12 protein-coding genes are annotated in these 15660 nt (G+C 73.8%); 6 read left to right on the top strand and 6 right to left on the bottom strand.

The window, feature by feature from the left end; genetic code table 11:
• Positions 1-18 precede the first annotated feature (18 nt).
• From AAC134_RS18805 to rpoZ, 5 genes are all read right to left on the bottom strand, one after another.
• Positions 19-801, bottom strand: a complete 783-nt coding sequence (locus tag AAC134_RS18805; RefSeq protein ID WP_339950669.1) for a pyridoxine 5'-phosphate synthase — start codon at positions 799-801, stop codon at positions 19-21.
• A 100-nt stretch (positions 802-901) separates the two neighbouring features.
• Positions 902-1372 carry a GNAT family protein gene (locus tag AAC134_RS18800; RefSeq protein ID WP_339950668.1) on the bottom strand — a complete coding sequence of 157 codons (471 nt, stop codon included), beginning with the start codon at positions 1370-1372 and terminating at the stop codon, positions 902-904.
• A gap of 63 nt (positions 1373-1435) precedes the next feature.
• Positions 1436-2062 (bottom strand): DUF2062 domain-containing protein, encoded by a 627-nt coding sequence (locus AAC134_RS18795; protein ID WP_339950667.1) that lies wholly within the window; start codon positions 2060-2062, stop codon positions 1436-1438.
• A gap of 4 nt (positions 2063-2066) precedes the next feature.
• Positions 2067-4358, bottom strand: coding sequence for a bifunctional (p)ppGpp synthetase/guanosine-3',5'-bis(diphosphate) 3'-pyrophosphohydrolase (locus AAC134_RS18790; protein ID WP_339950666.1), 2292 nt, complete (start codon positions 4356-4358; stop codon positions 2067-2069).
• 61 nt (positions 4359-4419) lie between these two features.
• Complete coding sequence (gene rpoZ, locus AAC134_RS18785; protein WP_339950665.1) at positions 4420-4779, bottom strand: DNA-directed RNA polymerase subunit omega; 360 nt, start codon at positions 4777-4779, stop codon at positions 4420-4422.
• Between the two features lie 570 nt (positions 4780-5349).
• Here rpoZ and AAC134_RS18780 point away from each other — a divergent pair.
• Positions 5350-5922, top strand: a complete 573-nt coding sequence (locus tag AAC134_RS18780) for an NYN domain-containing protein (protein ID WP_339950664.1) — start codon at positions 5350-5352, stop codon at positions 5920-5922.
• 139 nt (positions 5923-6061) lie between these two features.
• The gene (locus AAC134_RS18775; RefSeq protein ID WP_339950663.1) at positions 6062-6724 is read left to right on the top strand and encodes a uracil-DNA glycosylase; all 663 of its coding nucleotides are present in this window, start codon (positions 6062-6064) and stop codon (positions 6722-6724) included.
• Between the two features lie 166 nt (positions 6725-6890).
• Here AAC134_RS18775 and ggt read toward each other — a convergent pair whose 3' ends face one another.
• Complete coding sequence (gene ggt / locus AAC134_RS18770; protein ID WP_339950662.1) at positions 6891-8663, bottom strand: gamma-glutamyltransferase; 1773 nt, start codon at positions 8661-8663, stop codon at positions 6891-6893.
• A gap of 166 nt (positions 8664-8829) precedes the next feature.
• Between ggt and AAC134_RS18765 the strand changes: the two genes are divergently transcribed.
• From AAC134_RS18765 to AAC134_RS18750, 4 genes are all read left to right on the top strand, one after another.
• On the top strand, positions 8830-10053 hold the full coding sequence (locus AAC134_RS18765; protein WP_339950661.1) for an RsmB/NOP family class I SAM-dependent RNA methyltransferase: 1224 nt from the start codon (positions 8830-8832) through the stop codon (positions 10051-10053).
• Positions 10054-10742: 689 nt separating this feature from the next.
• Positions 10743-13091: an ATP-binding protein gene (locus AAC134_RS18760; protein WP_339950660.1), complete on the top strand. Its 2349-nt coding sequence runs from the start codon at positions 10743-10745 to the stop codon at positions 13089-13091.
• 1255 nt (positions 13092-14346) lie between these two features.
• Positions 14347-14853 (top strand): hypothetical protein, encoded by a 507-nt coding sequence (locus tag AAC134_RS18755; RefSeq protein ID WP_339950659.1) that lies wholly within the window; start codon positions 14347-14349, stop codon positions 14851-14853.
• A 17-nt stretch (positions 14854-14870) separates the two neighbouring features.
• Positions 14871-15635, top strand: a complete 765-nt coding sequence (locus AAC134_RS18750; RefSeq protein ID WP_339950658.1) for a glucose 1-dehydrogenase — start codon at positions 14871-14873, stop codon at positions 15633-15635.
• The last annotated feature ends 25 nt before the right edge of the window (positions 15636-15660 follow it).

Here is a 15660-nt window from a genome sequence, read left to right as displayed (position 1 = left end):
GGCGCATTGAAATGCGCCCTACGCGGCGCCTTCGCCAAAAGCCTCCTGGCGGGCCTGGTCCATCAGCGCCCGCATCCGCCGGATCGCGCTGTCGAGACCCGAGAAGATCGCCTCGCCAATGAGATAGTGGCCGATGTTGAGCTCCATCACCTCGGGGAACGCCGCCACCGGCTTGACCGTGTCGTAGGTCAGCCCGTGGCCGGCGTGGACCTCGAGGCCGAGGCCGTGGGCGAAGGCGGACATCTCGCGCAGGCGCTCGAGCTCGGCGTCGCGGGCCTCGAGGCGGCCCTCGTGATGGGCGTCGGTGTAGGCGCCGGTGTGCAGCTCGATCACCGGGGCGCCGATGCGGGCCGCGGCCTCGATCTGGCGCGGGTCGGCGGCGATGAAGATCGAGACGCGGCAGCCGGCTTCGCGCAGCGGGGCGATGAAATGGGCCAGGCGGTTCTCTTCCTTGGCGACCTCGAGACCGCCCTCGGTGGTGCGCTCCTCGCGCTTCTCGGGGACGATGCACACGGCGTGGGGACGGTGGCGCAGGGCGATGGCCTGCATCTCGTCGGTGGCGGCCATCTCGAAGTTCAGCGGGACCGACAGGGCCGCGACCAGCGCCTCGATGTCGGGGTCGGTGATGTGGCGGCGATCCTCGCGCAGATGGGCGGTGATGCCGTCGGCGCCGGCGGCCTCGGCGATCTTGGCGGCCTTGATCGGGTCGGGATGGGCGCCGCCGCGGGCGTTGCGGATGGTGGCCACGTGGTCGATGTTCACGCCCAGCCGCAGCCGGCCGAGGGGATGCGCCAGAGTCATCGCGCGGGTCCTTTTCGCAGAGTCGGTTGCGCGCAGCATAGGCGGGCCGCGCCGCGATGTCTTGACGCCGAGCGGCCTCGGCACGAGTCCCGAGCGCCCTTCAGCGCCCTCGCGCCAGCAGCAGGCTGGGGGCGCCGTGCAGCTCGATCTCGGCTTCGGGCGCGAATCCCGCCCGCTCCAGCACCCGCAGCGAGGCGGCGTTCCACGGCCGCGCCAGCCCGTAGACCCGCGAGGCGCGCAGCGCGCCGAAGGCCAGCGCCAGGGCGCCCGCGACGAACTCTCCGGCCAGTCCGCGCCCCTGCATGGCCGGCGAGACGTGGAACGAGAGGTTCAGCCCCTCGCGCCCCGGCCGGGGTCCCAGTCCTCCGAAACCCGCCGCCGCGCCATCCTCGCGCAGCGACAGCCGCCAGCGCCCGACGCCGTCGCGCGCCCAGGCGGCCTCGGCCTCGGCCATCTCGGCAGCCAGCGCGTCGCGCGAGGGCGGCGAGGGGTCGGGCCGGTGGGCCAGCATCCGGGGAACGGAGAAAAGCGCGACCGCCAGCTCGAGGTCCGCCGGCCCCGCGGGGCGCATCGCCAGCCGCTCGGTCCGCCAGCGGCGCGGCGGGTCGTCGGGCGAAGGGGTCCCAGCCAGATCTCAGCTCGCCGGATCGCCGGCGCGGCGGATCGGCGAGGCCTTGGCGGCCTTCTTCGCCTCCTTGGCCGCGCGCCGCCGCTCATGGGCCAGGCGCACCCGCTCCTTCGCCCGCTCCATCAGTTTCGAGCGGCGGCGGTTCTGGTAGGCGCCGATCATCGGGCGCATCACCACGTAGAAGGCGATCGAGGCGGCCAGACCCGGCAGCAGCCCCCCCACCAGATAGGGCACGAAGATCGCGTCGAGGTTGTCCCACAGCCAGCCGAAGGTCCAACCGTCGTAGGGCTCGGCGAAGTGGATCCCGGTGATCTTGCGCCCCATCCAGAACGAGGCCGTGGCGATGAACGGGAAGGTCAGCGGGTTGCCCACGAAGGTGCCTGTCGCCGAGGCCAGCACATTGGCCCGCAGCCCGAACGCCAGCGCCGCGGCGATCACGAAGTGGAAGCCGAAGAACGGCGTGAACGAGGCCAGCACCCCGCAGGCGAAGCCCAGCGCGATGCGGTGCGGGCTGTCGGGCAGCCGCTGCATCCGTTTGCCAAGATAGCGGTACCCCCGCTGCCAGCCCTTTCGCGGCGACAGGAACTCCCGCAGCCGGTCGCGCCAGGGAAGGGGGTCGCGGCGGCGGAACATCCCGTCAGCCGCCTCCGGCGGGCAGGCCGGTCCGACCCCGGGCGCCGCCGGACGAGCGGGCCCCGGTCTCGGGGGACAGCGCCTCCTCGGGGCCGGCGAGGCGCACCACGGGGCCTGCGGGCAGGGGGGCGGGGCGGCTCACGGGGGCGCCGGCGCCGGGCGTCAGGCGGGCGGCCTCATGGACCATGGTCTGGGCGTTGAGCATCGTCACCACCTGGGAGACGTGCTTCACGTCGCGCACCTCGAGGTCGATGCGCGCGCGGTAGAAATCCGGCTTGCGCTCGATCAGCTCCAGGTGGGCGATGTCGGCGTTCAGCTCGGCGATCACGGTGCAGACGCGGGCCAGCGCGCCGGTCTGGTTGGCGAAGGTCACCGTCAGCGAGGTCTGGTGGGGCTGCGTCCAGGCCGTCTCGGGATCCCAGCGCAGATCGACCCAGGCCTCGGGAGTCTCCTCGAACTCGGCGAGCACGGGGCAGTCGATGGCGTGGACGGTGACGCCCTTGCCCTTCTCGGCGATGCCCACGATGCGGTCGCCGGGGACCGGCTGGCAGCACTCCCCGAAGCGGACCTTGCGCGCGCGCGACACGCCCGTCACCGGCAGGCGAGAGCGGTCGCCCGGCGCGGCGGGGCGCAGGGGGGCGTCATAGTCGCCCTCGCGCCCGAACAGCGCGGTCAGGATCTGCACGGCCGAGACCTCGGCCGCTCCCACCGCCTGCAGCAGGTCGTCGGGCCCGTCGTGGTTGAGCTTCTCGGCCGCCAGCGTCAGGGCCTTGCGCGACAGGCTCTTCTGCGCGCGCTCGAAGGCCGATTGCACGATGCCCTGGCCGATGCGGATGTCGGCCTCGCGCCGCTCGGCCCGCAGGGCGCGGCGGATCGCCTGCTTGGCCCGCCCGGTGACGGCGATCTCCTCCCACACCGGCTGCGGGCGCTGGGCCTCGGCGCGGATGATCTCCACCGTCTGGCCGTTGCGCAGGCGGGTCGACAACGGCGCGCGGCGCCCGTCGATCTTGGCGCCGACGCAGCTGTCCCCGATGCGGGTGTGGATGTTGTAGGCGAAGTCGATCGGCGTGGCTCCCCGGGGCAGGGTGACGACCCGGCCCTTGGGGGTGAAGCAGAACACCTGGTCCTGGAACATGTCGAGCTTCACATGCTCGAGGAACTCGTCGGGCTTCTCGGCGTTGCGGAAGTCGTCGGTCAGCTGGCGCAGCCAGGCGAAGGGGTCGGCGGTGAAGCGGTTCTCGCCCCGCTGCCCGTCCTTGTAGGCCCAGTGCGCGGCGACGCCGGTCTCGGCGACCTCGTGCATCTCGCGGGTGCGGATCTGCACCTCGACCCGCTTGGCGTTGCGCCCCGAGACGGTGGTGTGGATCGAGCGGTAGCCGTTGGTCTTGGGCGTCGAGATGTAATCCTTGAACCGCCCCGGCACCGTCTTCCAGCGCCGGTGAACCGCGCCGAGCGCGCGGTAGCAGTCGGATTCGGTCGCGCAGATCAGCCGGAACCCGTAGATGTCCGAGAGGCGCGAGAACTCCTGCCCCTTCTCCTCCATCTTGCGCCAGATGGCGTAGGCGCGCTTTTCGCGGCCCGAGACCTCGGCCTCGATCCCCTCGTGGGCGAGCACGGTCTGCAGATCCTCGAGGATCTGGGGGATCACGTCGCCGGATTCGCGCTTGAGCTGGCCGAAGCGGCGGATGATCGAATCCCGCGCCCGCGGGTTCAGCACCTGGAAGGAGAGGTCCTCGAGCTCGTCGCGCAGCGACTGGATGCCCATGCGGCCGGCGAGCGGGGCATAGATCTCCATCGTCTCGCGGGCCTTGCGCTCCTGCTTCTCGGGCTTGAGGAACTGGATGGTGCGCATGTTGTGCAGCCGGTCGGCGAGCTTGACCAGCAGGACGCGCACGTCCTTGGACATCGCCATCAGCAGCTTGCGCAGGTTCTCGGCCTGCTCGGTCTCCTTCGAGGAGAGCTTGAGCTTGGAGATCTTGGTGACGCCGTCGACGAGTTCCGCGATCTCCTCGCCGAAATCCTCGGCGATGGTGGCGTAGGTGACGCCGGGGCAGTCCTCGATCGTGTCGTGCAGGAGGGCGGTCGCGATGGTGGCGTCGTCGAGCTTGAGCTCGGTCAGGATGCCGGCGACCGCGACGGGATGACCCCAGTAGGGGTCTCCGTTGGCGCGTTTCTGGGGGGCGTGCGCGGTTGCGCCGAAGACGTAGGCCGCGTTCAGCAGACCTTCGTCCGTGTTGGGGTTGTAGGCCTGGACCCGCTCGACGAGTTCGAACTGTCGAATGAAGCCGTCGCCCACATCGTCCTCCCCCTGGAGCCGCCCCGGATGTCCGGGGCGGGGGATCCTCTTGTCCGGCGCCTCAGCCCTTGTTTTCCGCCTGCTCGGCCATCAGGGCGCGCAGCAGCTGCTCCTCCGAGACGTCGTCGACGGGCGCGTCGACCTCGCCGCCGCCCATCAGCAGGGCCATCTCGTCGTCCTCGGGCTCGTCGACCTCGATATGGCGCTGGTAGGACTGGATCAGCCCTTCCTCGAGGTCGTCGGGGGTCAGGGTCTGGTCGGCGATCTCGCGCAGCGCGACGACGGGGTTCTTGTCGTTGTCGCGGTCGATGGTGATCTCGGAACCGGTGGAGATCTCGCGCGCACGATGCGCGGCGAGCATCACCAGATCGAACCGGTTGGGAACCTTGTCGACGCAATCCTCGACGGTGACGCGGGCCATGAAGTCGTCTCCGGCAGGCGTTTCGGGAGAACCGTCTTGATATGCCTTGCGCCGAGGATGCGCAAGGGCGCGAACGGCGCGAATTCGACGCGCCCGGCCGGCCCCGTCGGCGGTCGAGGCGCGGGGCGGCGGTCGGGGCGCAGCGCGTCCTGCGGCGGACGCCGCGCCATCCCGCCCATCGCGGGCGCCCGCGTCAAGGCCCGCGTCAAGAGCCGGGGGCGTCTGCGGGCCTTTCGACCGGCTCCGGTCGGCCGGCGTCGCCAATACTAAGGCGACCATCAGGTAAACCGGCCGGTGTTTGGAGAACGCATCCGAACGGACGCCCCAGTGTCGCCGCAATGGTTAACAATTCAGGACGAAACGCGCGGTCGAGGCGGGTCCTCGGCGGATCAAAATTGCACGCATTCGCGTGAATCTCGGGCTCGGGGCGCAGTTGGCGGTCGATTTCGGCGGGGCGATGGTTGCATCCTGTTTCGCGTTGGCGAAAGGGTCCCTGCGACGCGCCGGGACCGATTCGCCCTGCTTGGGCGAAATTTGACAGGCACGCGGTTCGCGGCGAATGGAGATTGCATGTTCTACCGTGACGAACGTCTGGCCCTTTTCATCGATGGGTCCAACCTGTACGCCGCCGCCAAGGCCCTCGGCTTCGACATCGACTACAAGCTTCTGCGCAACGAGTTCATGCGCCGCGGCAAGCTGGTGCGCGCGTTCTATTACACCGCCCTGGTCGAGGATCAGGAATATTCCCCGATCCGCCCGCTGGTCGACTGGCTCGACTACAACGGCTTTTCCATGGTCACCAAGCCCGCCAAGGAGTTCACGGACTCCACCGGCCGCCGCAAGATCAAGGGCAACATGGACATCGAGCTGGCGGTCGACGCCATGGAGATGGCCGATCGCATCGATCACATGGTGCTGTTCTCGGGCGACGGCGACTTCCGGCCGCTGGTCGCGGGCATCCAGCGCAAGGGCGTGCGCGTCTCGGTGGTCTCGACCATCCGCACCAGCCCGCCGATGATCGCCGACGACCTGCGCCGCCAGGCCGACAACTTCATCGAGCTCGACGAGCTCAAGGAGATCATCGGCCGTCCGCCCCGCCCGGTGCGCGCGGCCGATCCGGTCGAGGCCGAGGACGAGGCCTGATCTCCGCCCGCCCGCGTCTTCGGGCGCGGGCCGCGCCGGTCGGGGGTGCGGGGGCGCCCCGCGGGCCCTCTGGCCGGCGACGCCGCCGTCGCCGTCTCGCCCGGCGATCCGCCCTGCCTGTCGACGGATCCCCCCTGCCATGAGCCCAAGCGCGCCTGCGCTCCCGCCCGCGCCTCCCGAGGCGCCGGCGGACTGCGCCCTCTGCCCCCGTCTCGTCGCCTATCGCGAGGAGGTCCGCGCCCGCGAGCCCGACTGGTTCAACGGCGCCGTGGCCAGTTTCGGCGATCCCGCCGCAGGCCTGCTGGTGGTGGGCCTGGCGCCCGGCGTCTCGGGCGCCAACCGCACGGGGCGGCCGTTCACCGGGGATTTCGCGGGCGGGCTGCTCTACGCCACGCTGGGACGGTTCGGCTTCACGTCGGGGGAGTTCCAGGCCTCGCCCGACGACGGGCTGGCGCTGCACGGGGCGATGGTGACCAACGCGGTGCGCTGCGTGCCCCCGCAGAACAAGCCGGTGGGGGCCGAGATCAACACCTGCCGGCGGTTCCTCGCTGCGCGCATCGAGGCGCTGGAGGGGCTGCGGGCCATCGTCTGCCTGGGCCGGATCAGCCATGACAGCGTGATCCGGGCGCTGGGGGCGAAGCTGAAGGACCATCCGTTCGGCCATGCCGCGCGCCATCGGGTGGGGGCGGTGGAGGTCTTCGACAGCTACCATTGCTCGCGCTACAACACCAACACCCGGGTGCTGACGACCGAGATGTTCGAGGGCGTCTTCGCCGAGGTCCGCGCCTTCCTCGACGGGTGAGCGCCGCCCTCGCGCCCCCCTCCGGCCGGGGGCTCCCACCCGCCCGCCCCGCCCCCGACCGGAGGGGGGCGCGAGGGCGGCGCCTGGCGGGCGTCGGGCCAGGCGCGCGGCCGGGACCGCGCCGCGGGCGGAGGCTCGCCACGGGCGCGAGGCGTGTCGCGGCGCTCTACTCGCCCAGCGCAACGCCCTCCCGCCTTGGATCGGCCGCGCCGGTCAGCCGGCCGTCCGGGGCGATGGCGATCACGTGCAGGCCGGAGTTCATGTCGAAGGCCCGGGTCTCGCCCAGCAACGGGGCCAGCGCCTCGGCCTCGGTCCCCGCCTCGAGATGCGTGATCCCGTTGAGGTTGGCCACGTGCCCCGCCGCGACCGCCTGGGCGGGCGTCATCCCGAGGTCCAGGATCCGCACCAGCGTCTGCGCCACATAGCCGATGATCCGCGCCCCGCCGGGGGAGCCCAGGACCAGGACCGGGCGCCCCTCGCGCAGCACGATCGTGGGCGCCATCGAGGAGCGGGGACGCTTGCCCCCCTCGACCCGGTTCGCAACCGGCGCGCCCTGATGCGAGGGCGCGAAGCTGAAATCGGTCAGCTCGTTGTTGAGCAGGTAGCCGTTGGCCATCAGACGCGAGCCGAAGCCGGTCTCGATCGACGAGGTCAGCGCCACCGCATTGCCTTGGGCGTCGACCACCGAGAGGTGGGTGGTGCCCGGCCGCTCCGCCTGCGTATCCGGCGCGCGCAGCAGGGCGTGGTCCCAGGGCGGCTCGCCGGCGGGGTAGGGCGCGGCGGGCGGCGCGGCGGGGTCCAGCGCCTGCGCCCGACCGGCCAGGTAGTCGGGGTTCAGCAGTCCCTGCGGCATCGGCGTGACATCGGCGTCGGCCATGTAGAGGCCCCGGTCCGCGAAGGCCAGCGCCGAGGCCTGCGCCAGCAGCCGCCAGGTCTGCGCCCCGTCCCCCAGCGCGCCCAGGTCGTGATGCGCGAGCATCCCCATGATCTGCCCGACCGTCAGCCCGCCCGAGGACGGCGGGCCCATCCCGCAGATCTCCCAGGCGCGATAGGCCACGCAGACCGGCGCCCGCTCCACCGCGCGATAGTCGGCGAGATCCTGCGCGACCATCGGCGAGGGGGCGCCGGGCGTGTCCAGCGCCGCCAGAAGGGCGCGGGCCGGGGCGCCGGTGTAGAACGCCTCGGCCCCCGCGTCGCGCAGGGTCTCGAGCGCCCGGGCATAGTCGGGATTGCGCAGCAGATCCCCCTCCGCGAGCGGCGATCCGTCGGGGCGGAAGAAATACGCCCGGGCGGCCGGGAACGCGTCCAGCCCCGGCGCCGAGGCGATCGAGGCCGCCATCCGCGGGGAGACGGCGAAGCCTTCGCGCGCGGTCGCGATCGCCGGGGCCAGCAGCCGGGCCATCGGCAGCCTGCCATGGGCCGCGTGCATCGCCTCGAGCAGCCGTGGCACGCCGGGCACGCCGACCGAGCGGGCGCCGGGCGCCGCCTGCGCGAAGGGCCTCGGGGCGCCGTCGGGCCCAAGCCAGTAGTCGGGACCGGCGGCCGCAGGGGCTGTCTCGCGCCCGTCCCAGCTTGTCAGGCGGGCCTCCCCGGCCTGCCAGACCAGCGCGAAGGCGCCGCCGCCGAGGCCTGAGCTCTGGGGCTCCACCAACCCCAGCATCGCCTGCGCCGCGATGGCCGCGTCCACCGCCGAACCGCCCTCGGCGAGCACCGCGCGGGCCGCCTCGGCGGCAAGCGGATGCGCGGCGGCGACCATGAAGCGCTCGGCCGTGGCCTCGACCGGGACGGGGCGGCGGGCGTGGGTGGCCTCGGGCTGAGCCTGGGTCTGCGCGGGCCCCGCGGACGGCGCGAGCGATGCGGCCAGCGCCAGGGCCAGGACCGCAGGTCGGGCAGGGCGGGAGCGCCGGGCGGCGGGCTGCGCGGGCGGTCGAGAGGTCATGGCGGCTCCTCGGGGCGGATCGGCGCCCGAGGCTACGCGCTCGGGCTCCCGCGGGCCAGCCTTGGCGCCGCAGTCGCGGCTCCGCCTCGCAGGCCCCCCTTTGCTGCGCTGCAACGCGGCGCTAGGTTGATCCGACAGCTGCCGCCAGAAGCGCAGGAGACCCGCCATGACCCCCGCCGCCCGTCTGCAGGCCGCCATCGACATCCTCGACGCCTGGGCGCCGGGGCGACCGATGGACCGGCTCCTGGTCTCCTGGCGACGGGCGAACCGCTACGCCGGCTCGGGCGATCGCGCCGCCATCGCCGACCTCGTCTACGACTCCCTGCGCCGCTGGCGCTCGCTGGCCTGGCCCGCGGCGGGCGAAGGCGCGGGCGACGGCGGCCGCGCCCGGATCCTTGCGCTGGCCGCCGAGAGCGGCGACGCCGAGGCCCTGTTCTCGGGCGCCCGCCACGCTCCCGCCCCCCTCTCCGACCATGAGCGCGAGCGTCTGGCCGAGCGGGCCGAGCGCAGCCCGATGGAGGCCTCCGACGCCCTGCGCCTCGATCTTCCCGACTGGCTGCCGCCGCTGTTCCGCGCCGCCCATGGCGCGGCGGCCGAGGCGGTGATGGACAGCCTGCGCCGCCGCGCCAGCCTCGATCTGCGCGTCAACCGCCTGAAAGCGACGCCCGAGGCCGCCCTCGCCAGCCTCGCCGCCCAGGGCGTCGCCGCCGCGCCGGTGGCGCTCGCCGCCGGCCCCGCCCTCCCCGAGGCGCTGCGCGTCGCCTCGGGCGAGCGCGGGCTGAAAAGCGCCGACGCCTATCTCGAGGGCTGGGTCGAGGTGCAGGACCTCGCCTCCCAGGCCGCGGCCGCCTTCGCCGGGGCGCATGCGGGGGAGCGCGTGCTCGACTATTGCGCGGGGGGCGGGGGCAAGGCGCTGGCGCTGGCCGCGGCGATGGGCGGCGAGGGCGAGGTGATCGCCCATGACGTCGATCCCGGCCGGATGAAGGACCTCGGGCCCCGCGCCGCCCGCGCCGGCGCCCGCATCGCGCCGCTGCCCGGGCCGGTCCCCGATTCGGCGCGCGCGAGTTTCGACCTGGTCTTCGCCGACGCCCCCTGCTCGGGCAGCGGGGCCTGGCGGCGCAACCCGGACGCGAAATGGGGTTTCTCCCCCGAGGCGCTGGCGCGGCTGACCTCGGTGCAGTCCGAGGTGCTGGCCCGCGCCGCGGGGTTCGTGCGTCCCGGCGGCCGGCTGGTCTACGCCACCTGCTCCCTGCTGGAGGAGGAGAACGGCGCCCGCGTGCAGGCGTTCCTGCCGGGCTCGGGGTTCGAGCTGGAGTCGGAGCTGCGCCTCACGCCCCTCGACGGGGGCGACGGGTTCTACGCCGCCAGGCTTGCCTACAACCCAAGATAGTTGCGCCGCAACGTTTTACCCTTTTTAAGGGTTTGGCGTCTTCACTGTGCCCGCACGGTGGCGGCGTGGCGTCGGCGCGATCCCTTTGCGGTCGGCCGGATATCGTCGCCAGGGCGCTCGCCGGGGGAACGCCCGCGCTCGTGCGCGGCCTCGAGTCGTCCGGGAAACCGGGCGTGTCGGGTCCCGGAGGCGCTGGACCACGGGGAGGCTAAGGCAGGGATGAGAATGGCTCGGTCTCGCGGGACTGCGGCGCCGGCGGGCGCAGGACGAGGCGACCGGCCTTCGACGTCGTGGGCCCGCGCAAGCCCGCGCGCGCCCTCTCGGGGGACGGCGCTGCGCCGCTTCTCGCGCGGGGGGCCGCGCCCGCGGGCGACCTGTGACGGAGGGGAGGCCGCGCCTCCTTGCGCGGGCGCTCGCCAGGGTTTGACGAGGCCCGCAGTCGGCGCCGGGAGGCGCCCGGCATGACCCTCGATGCGCCGCGCCGATCCTCCGACTCCGATTCCGGGTCACTGGCCGATCCCCCCCCAAATTCCGGCGCGGCAACCTCCGACGCGGCCTCCCCGTCGTCCCGCGCGCCGCGGGAGCGGGCGGGCGAGGGTCCGCCAGCGCCCGACGCCGCCTCGCCGGGGCGCGCCGGGCCGGCGGCGTCGGGCCTGTCCGCGCGCGCGTCCCGCCCCTCGCCGGCATTGATGGTTCTCGGCGTCGCCACTCTTGCCCTCGCCGTGGCGCTGGCGATCGGCGACCATGTCGAGGCGGCCCTGGGCGCCTTTGGCCTCGGCGGGCTGATCGTCGCGGCCATCTCCCGCGCGCCGCGCGGCTGGCCCGGGCGGCGCGACCGCCGGCAGACCGCCGACGCGCGGGCGCTAGACGCCCTCCATGCCGAGGATCCCGCCCCCGTCGCGCTGACCGACGCGCAGGGCCGGCTGCTGGCCGCGAACCCCGCCCTGCGGCTTTCGCGCGGCGCCGCCTCGGCCCAGGCGCCGGACGCCGCGCCCCTGTCGTTCCCCGCCGGCCCCCCCGACCATGCCGAGGCGCTGTTCGACGCCCCCGGCCCGACGAGCGAGGCGCCGCCGCCCGCCCGCGAGATCTACCGCCTCCTGCGCGTCGCGCGCAGCGAGGGCGCGGCCGAGGCCCGGACGCTGCGGTTTGGCGGCCGGGACTGTCGGGTGGAGCTGCGTCGCCTCGGGCCGGACCGGCTGCTGTGGCGGATCGATCCGCCGGCGCCGCCGGGCGCGGCCGGCCTCTCGGCGGCCCTCGACGCGCTGGGGCTGCCCGCCATCATGCGCGGCCCCGGCGGTCTGAGCGCCAACGCCGCCGCGCGCCACCTGGCCCCGGCGCTCGAGGATCTCGATCCCGCGGCCTTGGCGCCCCCCGACGACCTCGCGGCCTCCGACGACGGCCCGCTGCGCGGCCTGCCGCTGCCCACCGCCCTGCGCGCCCGCGTCGAGGGCGCGAACGCCTCGGGCCCCGACTCCGGGCAGCTGGGATGGCTGCTGATGCCCGGCGACACTCGCCCGCGCGCCTCGGCCGGTCTCGACCTGCTCGACCGCCTGCCGGTCGCCGTGGCGCGTCTGGGGATCGACGGCGTGCTGATCGCGGCCAACGAGCGCGCGCGCCGACTGCTGGGTCCCGGCGCCGTGGCCGGCGCGAAGTTCGAAGGCCTGGCCGAGGGTCTGGGCCGCTCGATCGCCGAGCGCATCGCCGAGGCCGCGCGCGGCCGCTCCACCGGCCGCGCCGAGATCGCGCGGGGCCGGCGCGACGACCGCGAGACTTTCCTGCAGCTCTCGTTTTCCCGCCTCGAGGAGGATGGCCGCGCCTCGCTCATCGCGGTGATGAGCGACGCGACCGAGCTCAAGACGCTCGAGGCCCAGTTCGTGCAGAGCCAGAAGATGCAGGCCGTGGGTCAGCTTGCCGGCGGGGTTGCGCATGATTTCAACAACCTGCTGACCGCCATCGCCGGGCACACCGACCTGCTGCTGATGCGTCACGACGCCTCGGACGGGGACCACTCCGACCTGATGCAGATCCGCCAGAACTCCAACCGCGCCGCGGCCCTGGTGCGCCAGATGCTGGCCTTCTCGCGCAAGCAGACCCTGCAGCCCAAGACCACCAACCTGGTCGAGACGCTGACCGAGCTGAGCCATCTGCTCAACCGCCTGCTGGGCGAGAAGGTGCGCCTGAAGCTCGAGCATGGCGAGGGCCTCGGCCTGGTGCGCGTGGACGAGCGTCAGTTCGAGCAGGTGGTGATGAACCTGGTGGTCAACGCGCGCGACGCGATGCCCGCGGGCGGCCAGGTCCGCGTCCGCTCGCGCAACGTGCGCTTCGCCGAGGAGTTCCGCCGCGACCGCGCCGTGCTGCCGCCGGGCGATTACGTGGCGATCGAGGTCTCGGACGAGGGTCAGGGCATCCCGCCCGACCGCATCGGCCAGATCTTCGAGCCGTTCTACACCACCAAGAAGCCGGGCGAGGGCACGGGCCTGGGCCTCTCGACCGCCTACGGAATCGTCAAGCAGACCGGCGGCTTCATCTTCGCCGACAGTCCGCCGGGCTCGGGCGCCGTGTTCACCGTCTACCTGCCGCGGCTGGAGGGGGAGGCGCAGGCGCCGCGCATGGCGCTGCCCGCCGACGCGGACGCGCGCAAGGCGGCCGAAGCCCCCGCCGAGGGCGTGGTGCTGCTGGTCGAGGACGAGGCGCCGGTGCGGTCCTTCGCGACCCGGGCGCTGGGCCTGCGCGGCTACCAGGTGGTCGAGGCCGAGAACGCCGAGGAGGCGCTCGAGATCCTCGAGGATCCCGCCTTCCACGTCGACATCATCGTCTCGGACGTGGTGATGCCGGGACTCGACGGCCCGAGCTGGGTGAAGACCGCGCGCGAGACCCGGCCCGACGTGGCGGTGGTCTTCGTTTCCGGCTACGCCGAGGGCGCCTTCCGCCGCAACCTCGAAGGGCTGCGCGACTTCGTGTTCCTGCCCAAGCCCTACTCGCTGGCCGACCTGTCGGCCGCGATTCGCGAGGCCCAGGGAGATCGCGTCGCCGCCTGACCGCCGCCGCGGGGGATGACGCCCCCGCCCTTCGCTCGCGCGAGGGGCGGCGCGAGGAGGGAGCCGGCGCCCCGAAAGCGCGATCCTTGGGCGGGAGGCGTCCGGCGCGATCGGGCTGGGCGGCGGGCCGCGACAGTCAGCGGCCCGGCGTGCGACGGGAGGCGCCGGTTGCGCCGAAGGCGGAGGAGTTTCCCCCCTCGCGGCGCACGCCCGGAGCCTCGGTCGCGGGCCACACAGCGAGGGATGTTGAGGCAGCCCCGGCCGATCGCGCTCAGGTGGGCCTGGCCGGTCGCCAGCGCCCCCTCGTCAGGCCGGGGCGGGCGGATCATGCCCGCCGCCTTCGTGGTCCGCCCCGCGGCGCGCCGGATCTCGGAGGCGAAACTTGGCGGGCGGCCGGGCCCTAGGGGGATCGTCGCCGGCGCCTCGCCCCCCGATGAGACCACAATGACGTCGCAGCCGGGAGCGGCCAGGCTGCCTCCGAGGTCGTTCGTCTCTGCCAGCGGGATGCCGCGCTCGGTCCAGTCGACGCGATTGCCGCGGATGCCGAGGGGCATGTCCTGGAGGATCGCCGCGCGCACCGCCGCGAAGATCGCGAGCGGCAGGCGGCGGCGGTTGGCGGCCGAGCCGCCCCCGGCGTCGGTCCGGGCGTTGGCCAGCGGCGACAGGAAGACGGGACGCTCGCCAGCAGGTCGCCGTGCGCGGCATCGATCTGGATCGCTTCGCCCCCCGCGCGCCCCCGGCGGCGGGGGGCCTGGGCGAAGGCCTCGACCAGGGTGGCGATCTCGGCCGGCCCCTATCGGATGCGTCGCGCGCGGGCCTGCATCGAGGTCGGCGCCGGCACAACGGCGCCGCCACGACGCGGTCGAGCAGGGTCAGGCCGCGAAGGACGGGCGGGGCGAACAGGCTGGGGGTCATGGCGGATCCGGCGGGTCGGGGGCGCGTCAGATCTCAAGATGGTCGTATCGTATGCCAGCTCTGGCGAGGCGAAGACCATGGATTGAGCCCCCTGATGCGAGATCTCGGGGCGAGGGTCCGGACCGCTGGTCCTCCCCGTCGCAGCGCGCCGGACGATCCCGCAGGCCTCGCCGCGCCCCCCATAGGCGAGACCACGCTGTCTGGCGTCGCGCTGTTCACGATCGGCTCTGGGCGTGAGCGCGGGCGAGTTCGTGGGCCAGATCGCGCCTAACGGCTCGGGGCCGTCGACCCAGGTCAACGCGCCCGCCGGCAAGATGCGGGCCGCTGCCGCTTCGAGGGGGTGGACATCTCCTCCCTCCCCGCCTGGCGGCCCGCCCGTCTGGGGATGGCGCGCAGCTTCCAGATGCTGCGCCGCTGCGGCGGCATGTCCGTCCGGGAGAACCCGCGGATGGGCGCCTGTCGCCGTCGCGCCGACAAGGCCGGCGTCGCCGGGGACCTAGAGGGCGTCCACGCCCGCTTCCCTCGCCTCAGGGAGCGTCGGGGCGTCAACTCGGGCGCGCGACGGGGCCGCGGCCGGCAGATGCTGTCCGTCGGCCGCGGCCTGATGAGCCGTCCGCGGATGCTGCGGCTCGCCGAACCCCCGGCGGCGCTCGCCCCGCGCGGGGTCGAGGAGATCGCCGAGGCGATGAGGGGCCTGCGCGCCCTCGGCCTGGCGCTGCTGGTCGAGCAGACGGGGGGCATGGCGCTCGGGGTCGCCGAGCGCCTTCACCTGATCCGCGGCGGGCGCCTCGCCTCTGAAAAGGCAGTGGACGACGGCGCGGGCATCGACGAACCTCGGGACTTCTGACCGAGCGGGGCGCACTGATGGGCGAGCGTTTCAAGGACCGCGTGGTTGCGATCACCGGCGCCGGCGGGGGCCTGGGACGGTCCATCGCCGCGCTGCTGGCCGGGGAGGGCGCGAGGCTCGCCCTGTTCGACAGGGACGCCCGGCGGCTGGCCGAGACGGCGGCCGTCTGCCCGACCTCGATCCAGGTGGTCGGCGACGCCCGCTCGGCCGCCGACATCGAGCGGTTCGCGGCCGAGGCGAGGGCAGCCTTCGGCCCGGTCGAGATGCTGCTGCCCGCCGCCGGCGTGCTCGGCAAGGCAGGCGCGGCCATCGACAACACCGAGGCCGATTTCGACCGCCTCTTCGCGATCAACGTCAAGGGCCCCTGGCTGGCCTGCAAGGCCTTCGTCCCGCAGATGCGGGAGGTGGGGCGCGGCGCGATCGTGCTGTTCTCCTCGACCGCGGGGCTTGCCGGCTCGCCGACGCTCTCGCTCTACTCGGCCTCCAAGGGCGCGATCACGCTGTTGACCGAGGCGATGGCCCTCAACCATGCCGCCGACAACATCCGCGTGAACTGCATCGCGCCCGGCACCATAGAGGGGCCGATGACCGACGAGAGCTTCCGCCTGGCCGGCGACGCCCAGGCCCAGGCCGCGCGCAGGAGCCTGATGCTGTCGGGCATCCCGCTGCGCCGCTTCGGCGAGCCGGGCGAGATCGCGGCGGCGGTGGCCTACCTTCTCTCGGACGACGCGGCCTTCACCACCGGCATTGCGCTGCCGGTCGACGGCGGCCGCCTGATCTGATCGCCGTTCCGCCCCCCCCCCCCCC

The sequence above is a fragment of the uncultured Albimonas sp. genome (assembly GCF_963977235.1).
In the GTDB taxonomy this organism is placed as follows: Bacteria; Pseudomonadota; Alphaproteobacteria; order Rhodobacterales; family Rhodobacteraceae; genus Albimonas.
This window is presented reverse-complemented; position numbering and strand designations above follow the sequence as displayed.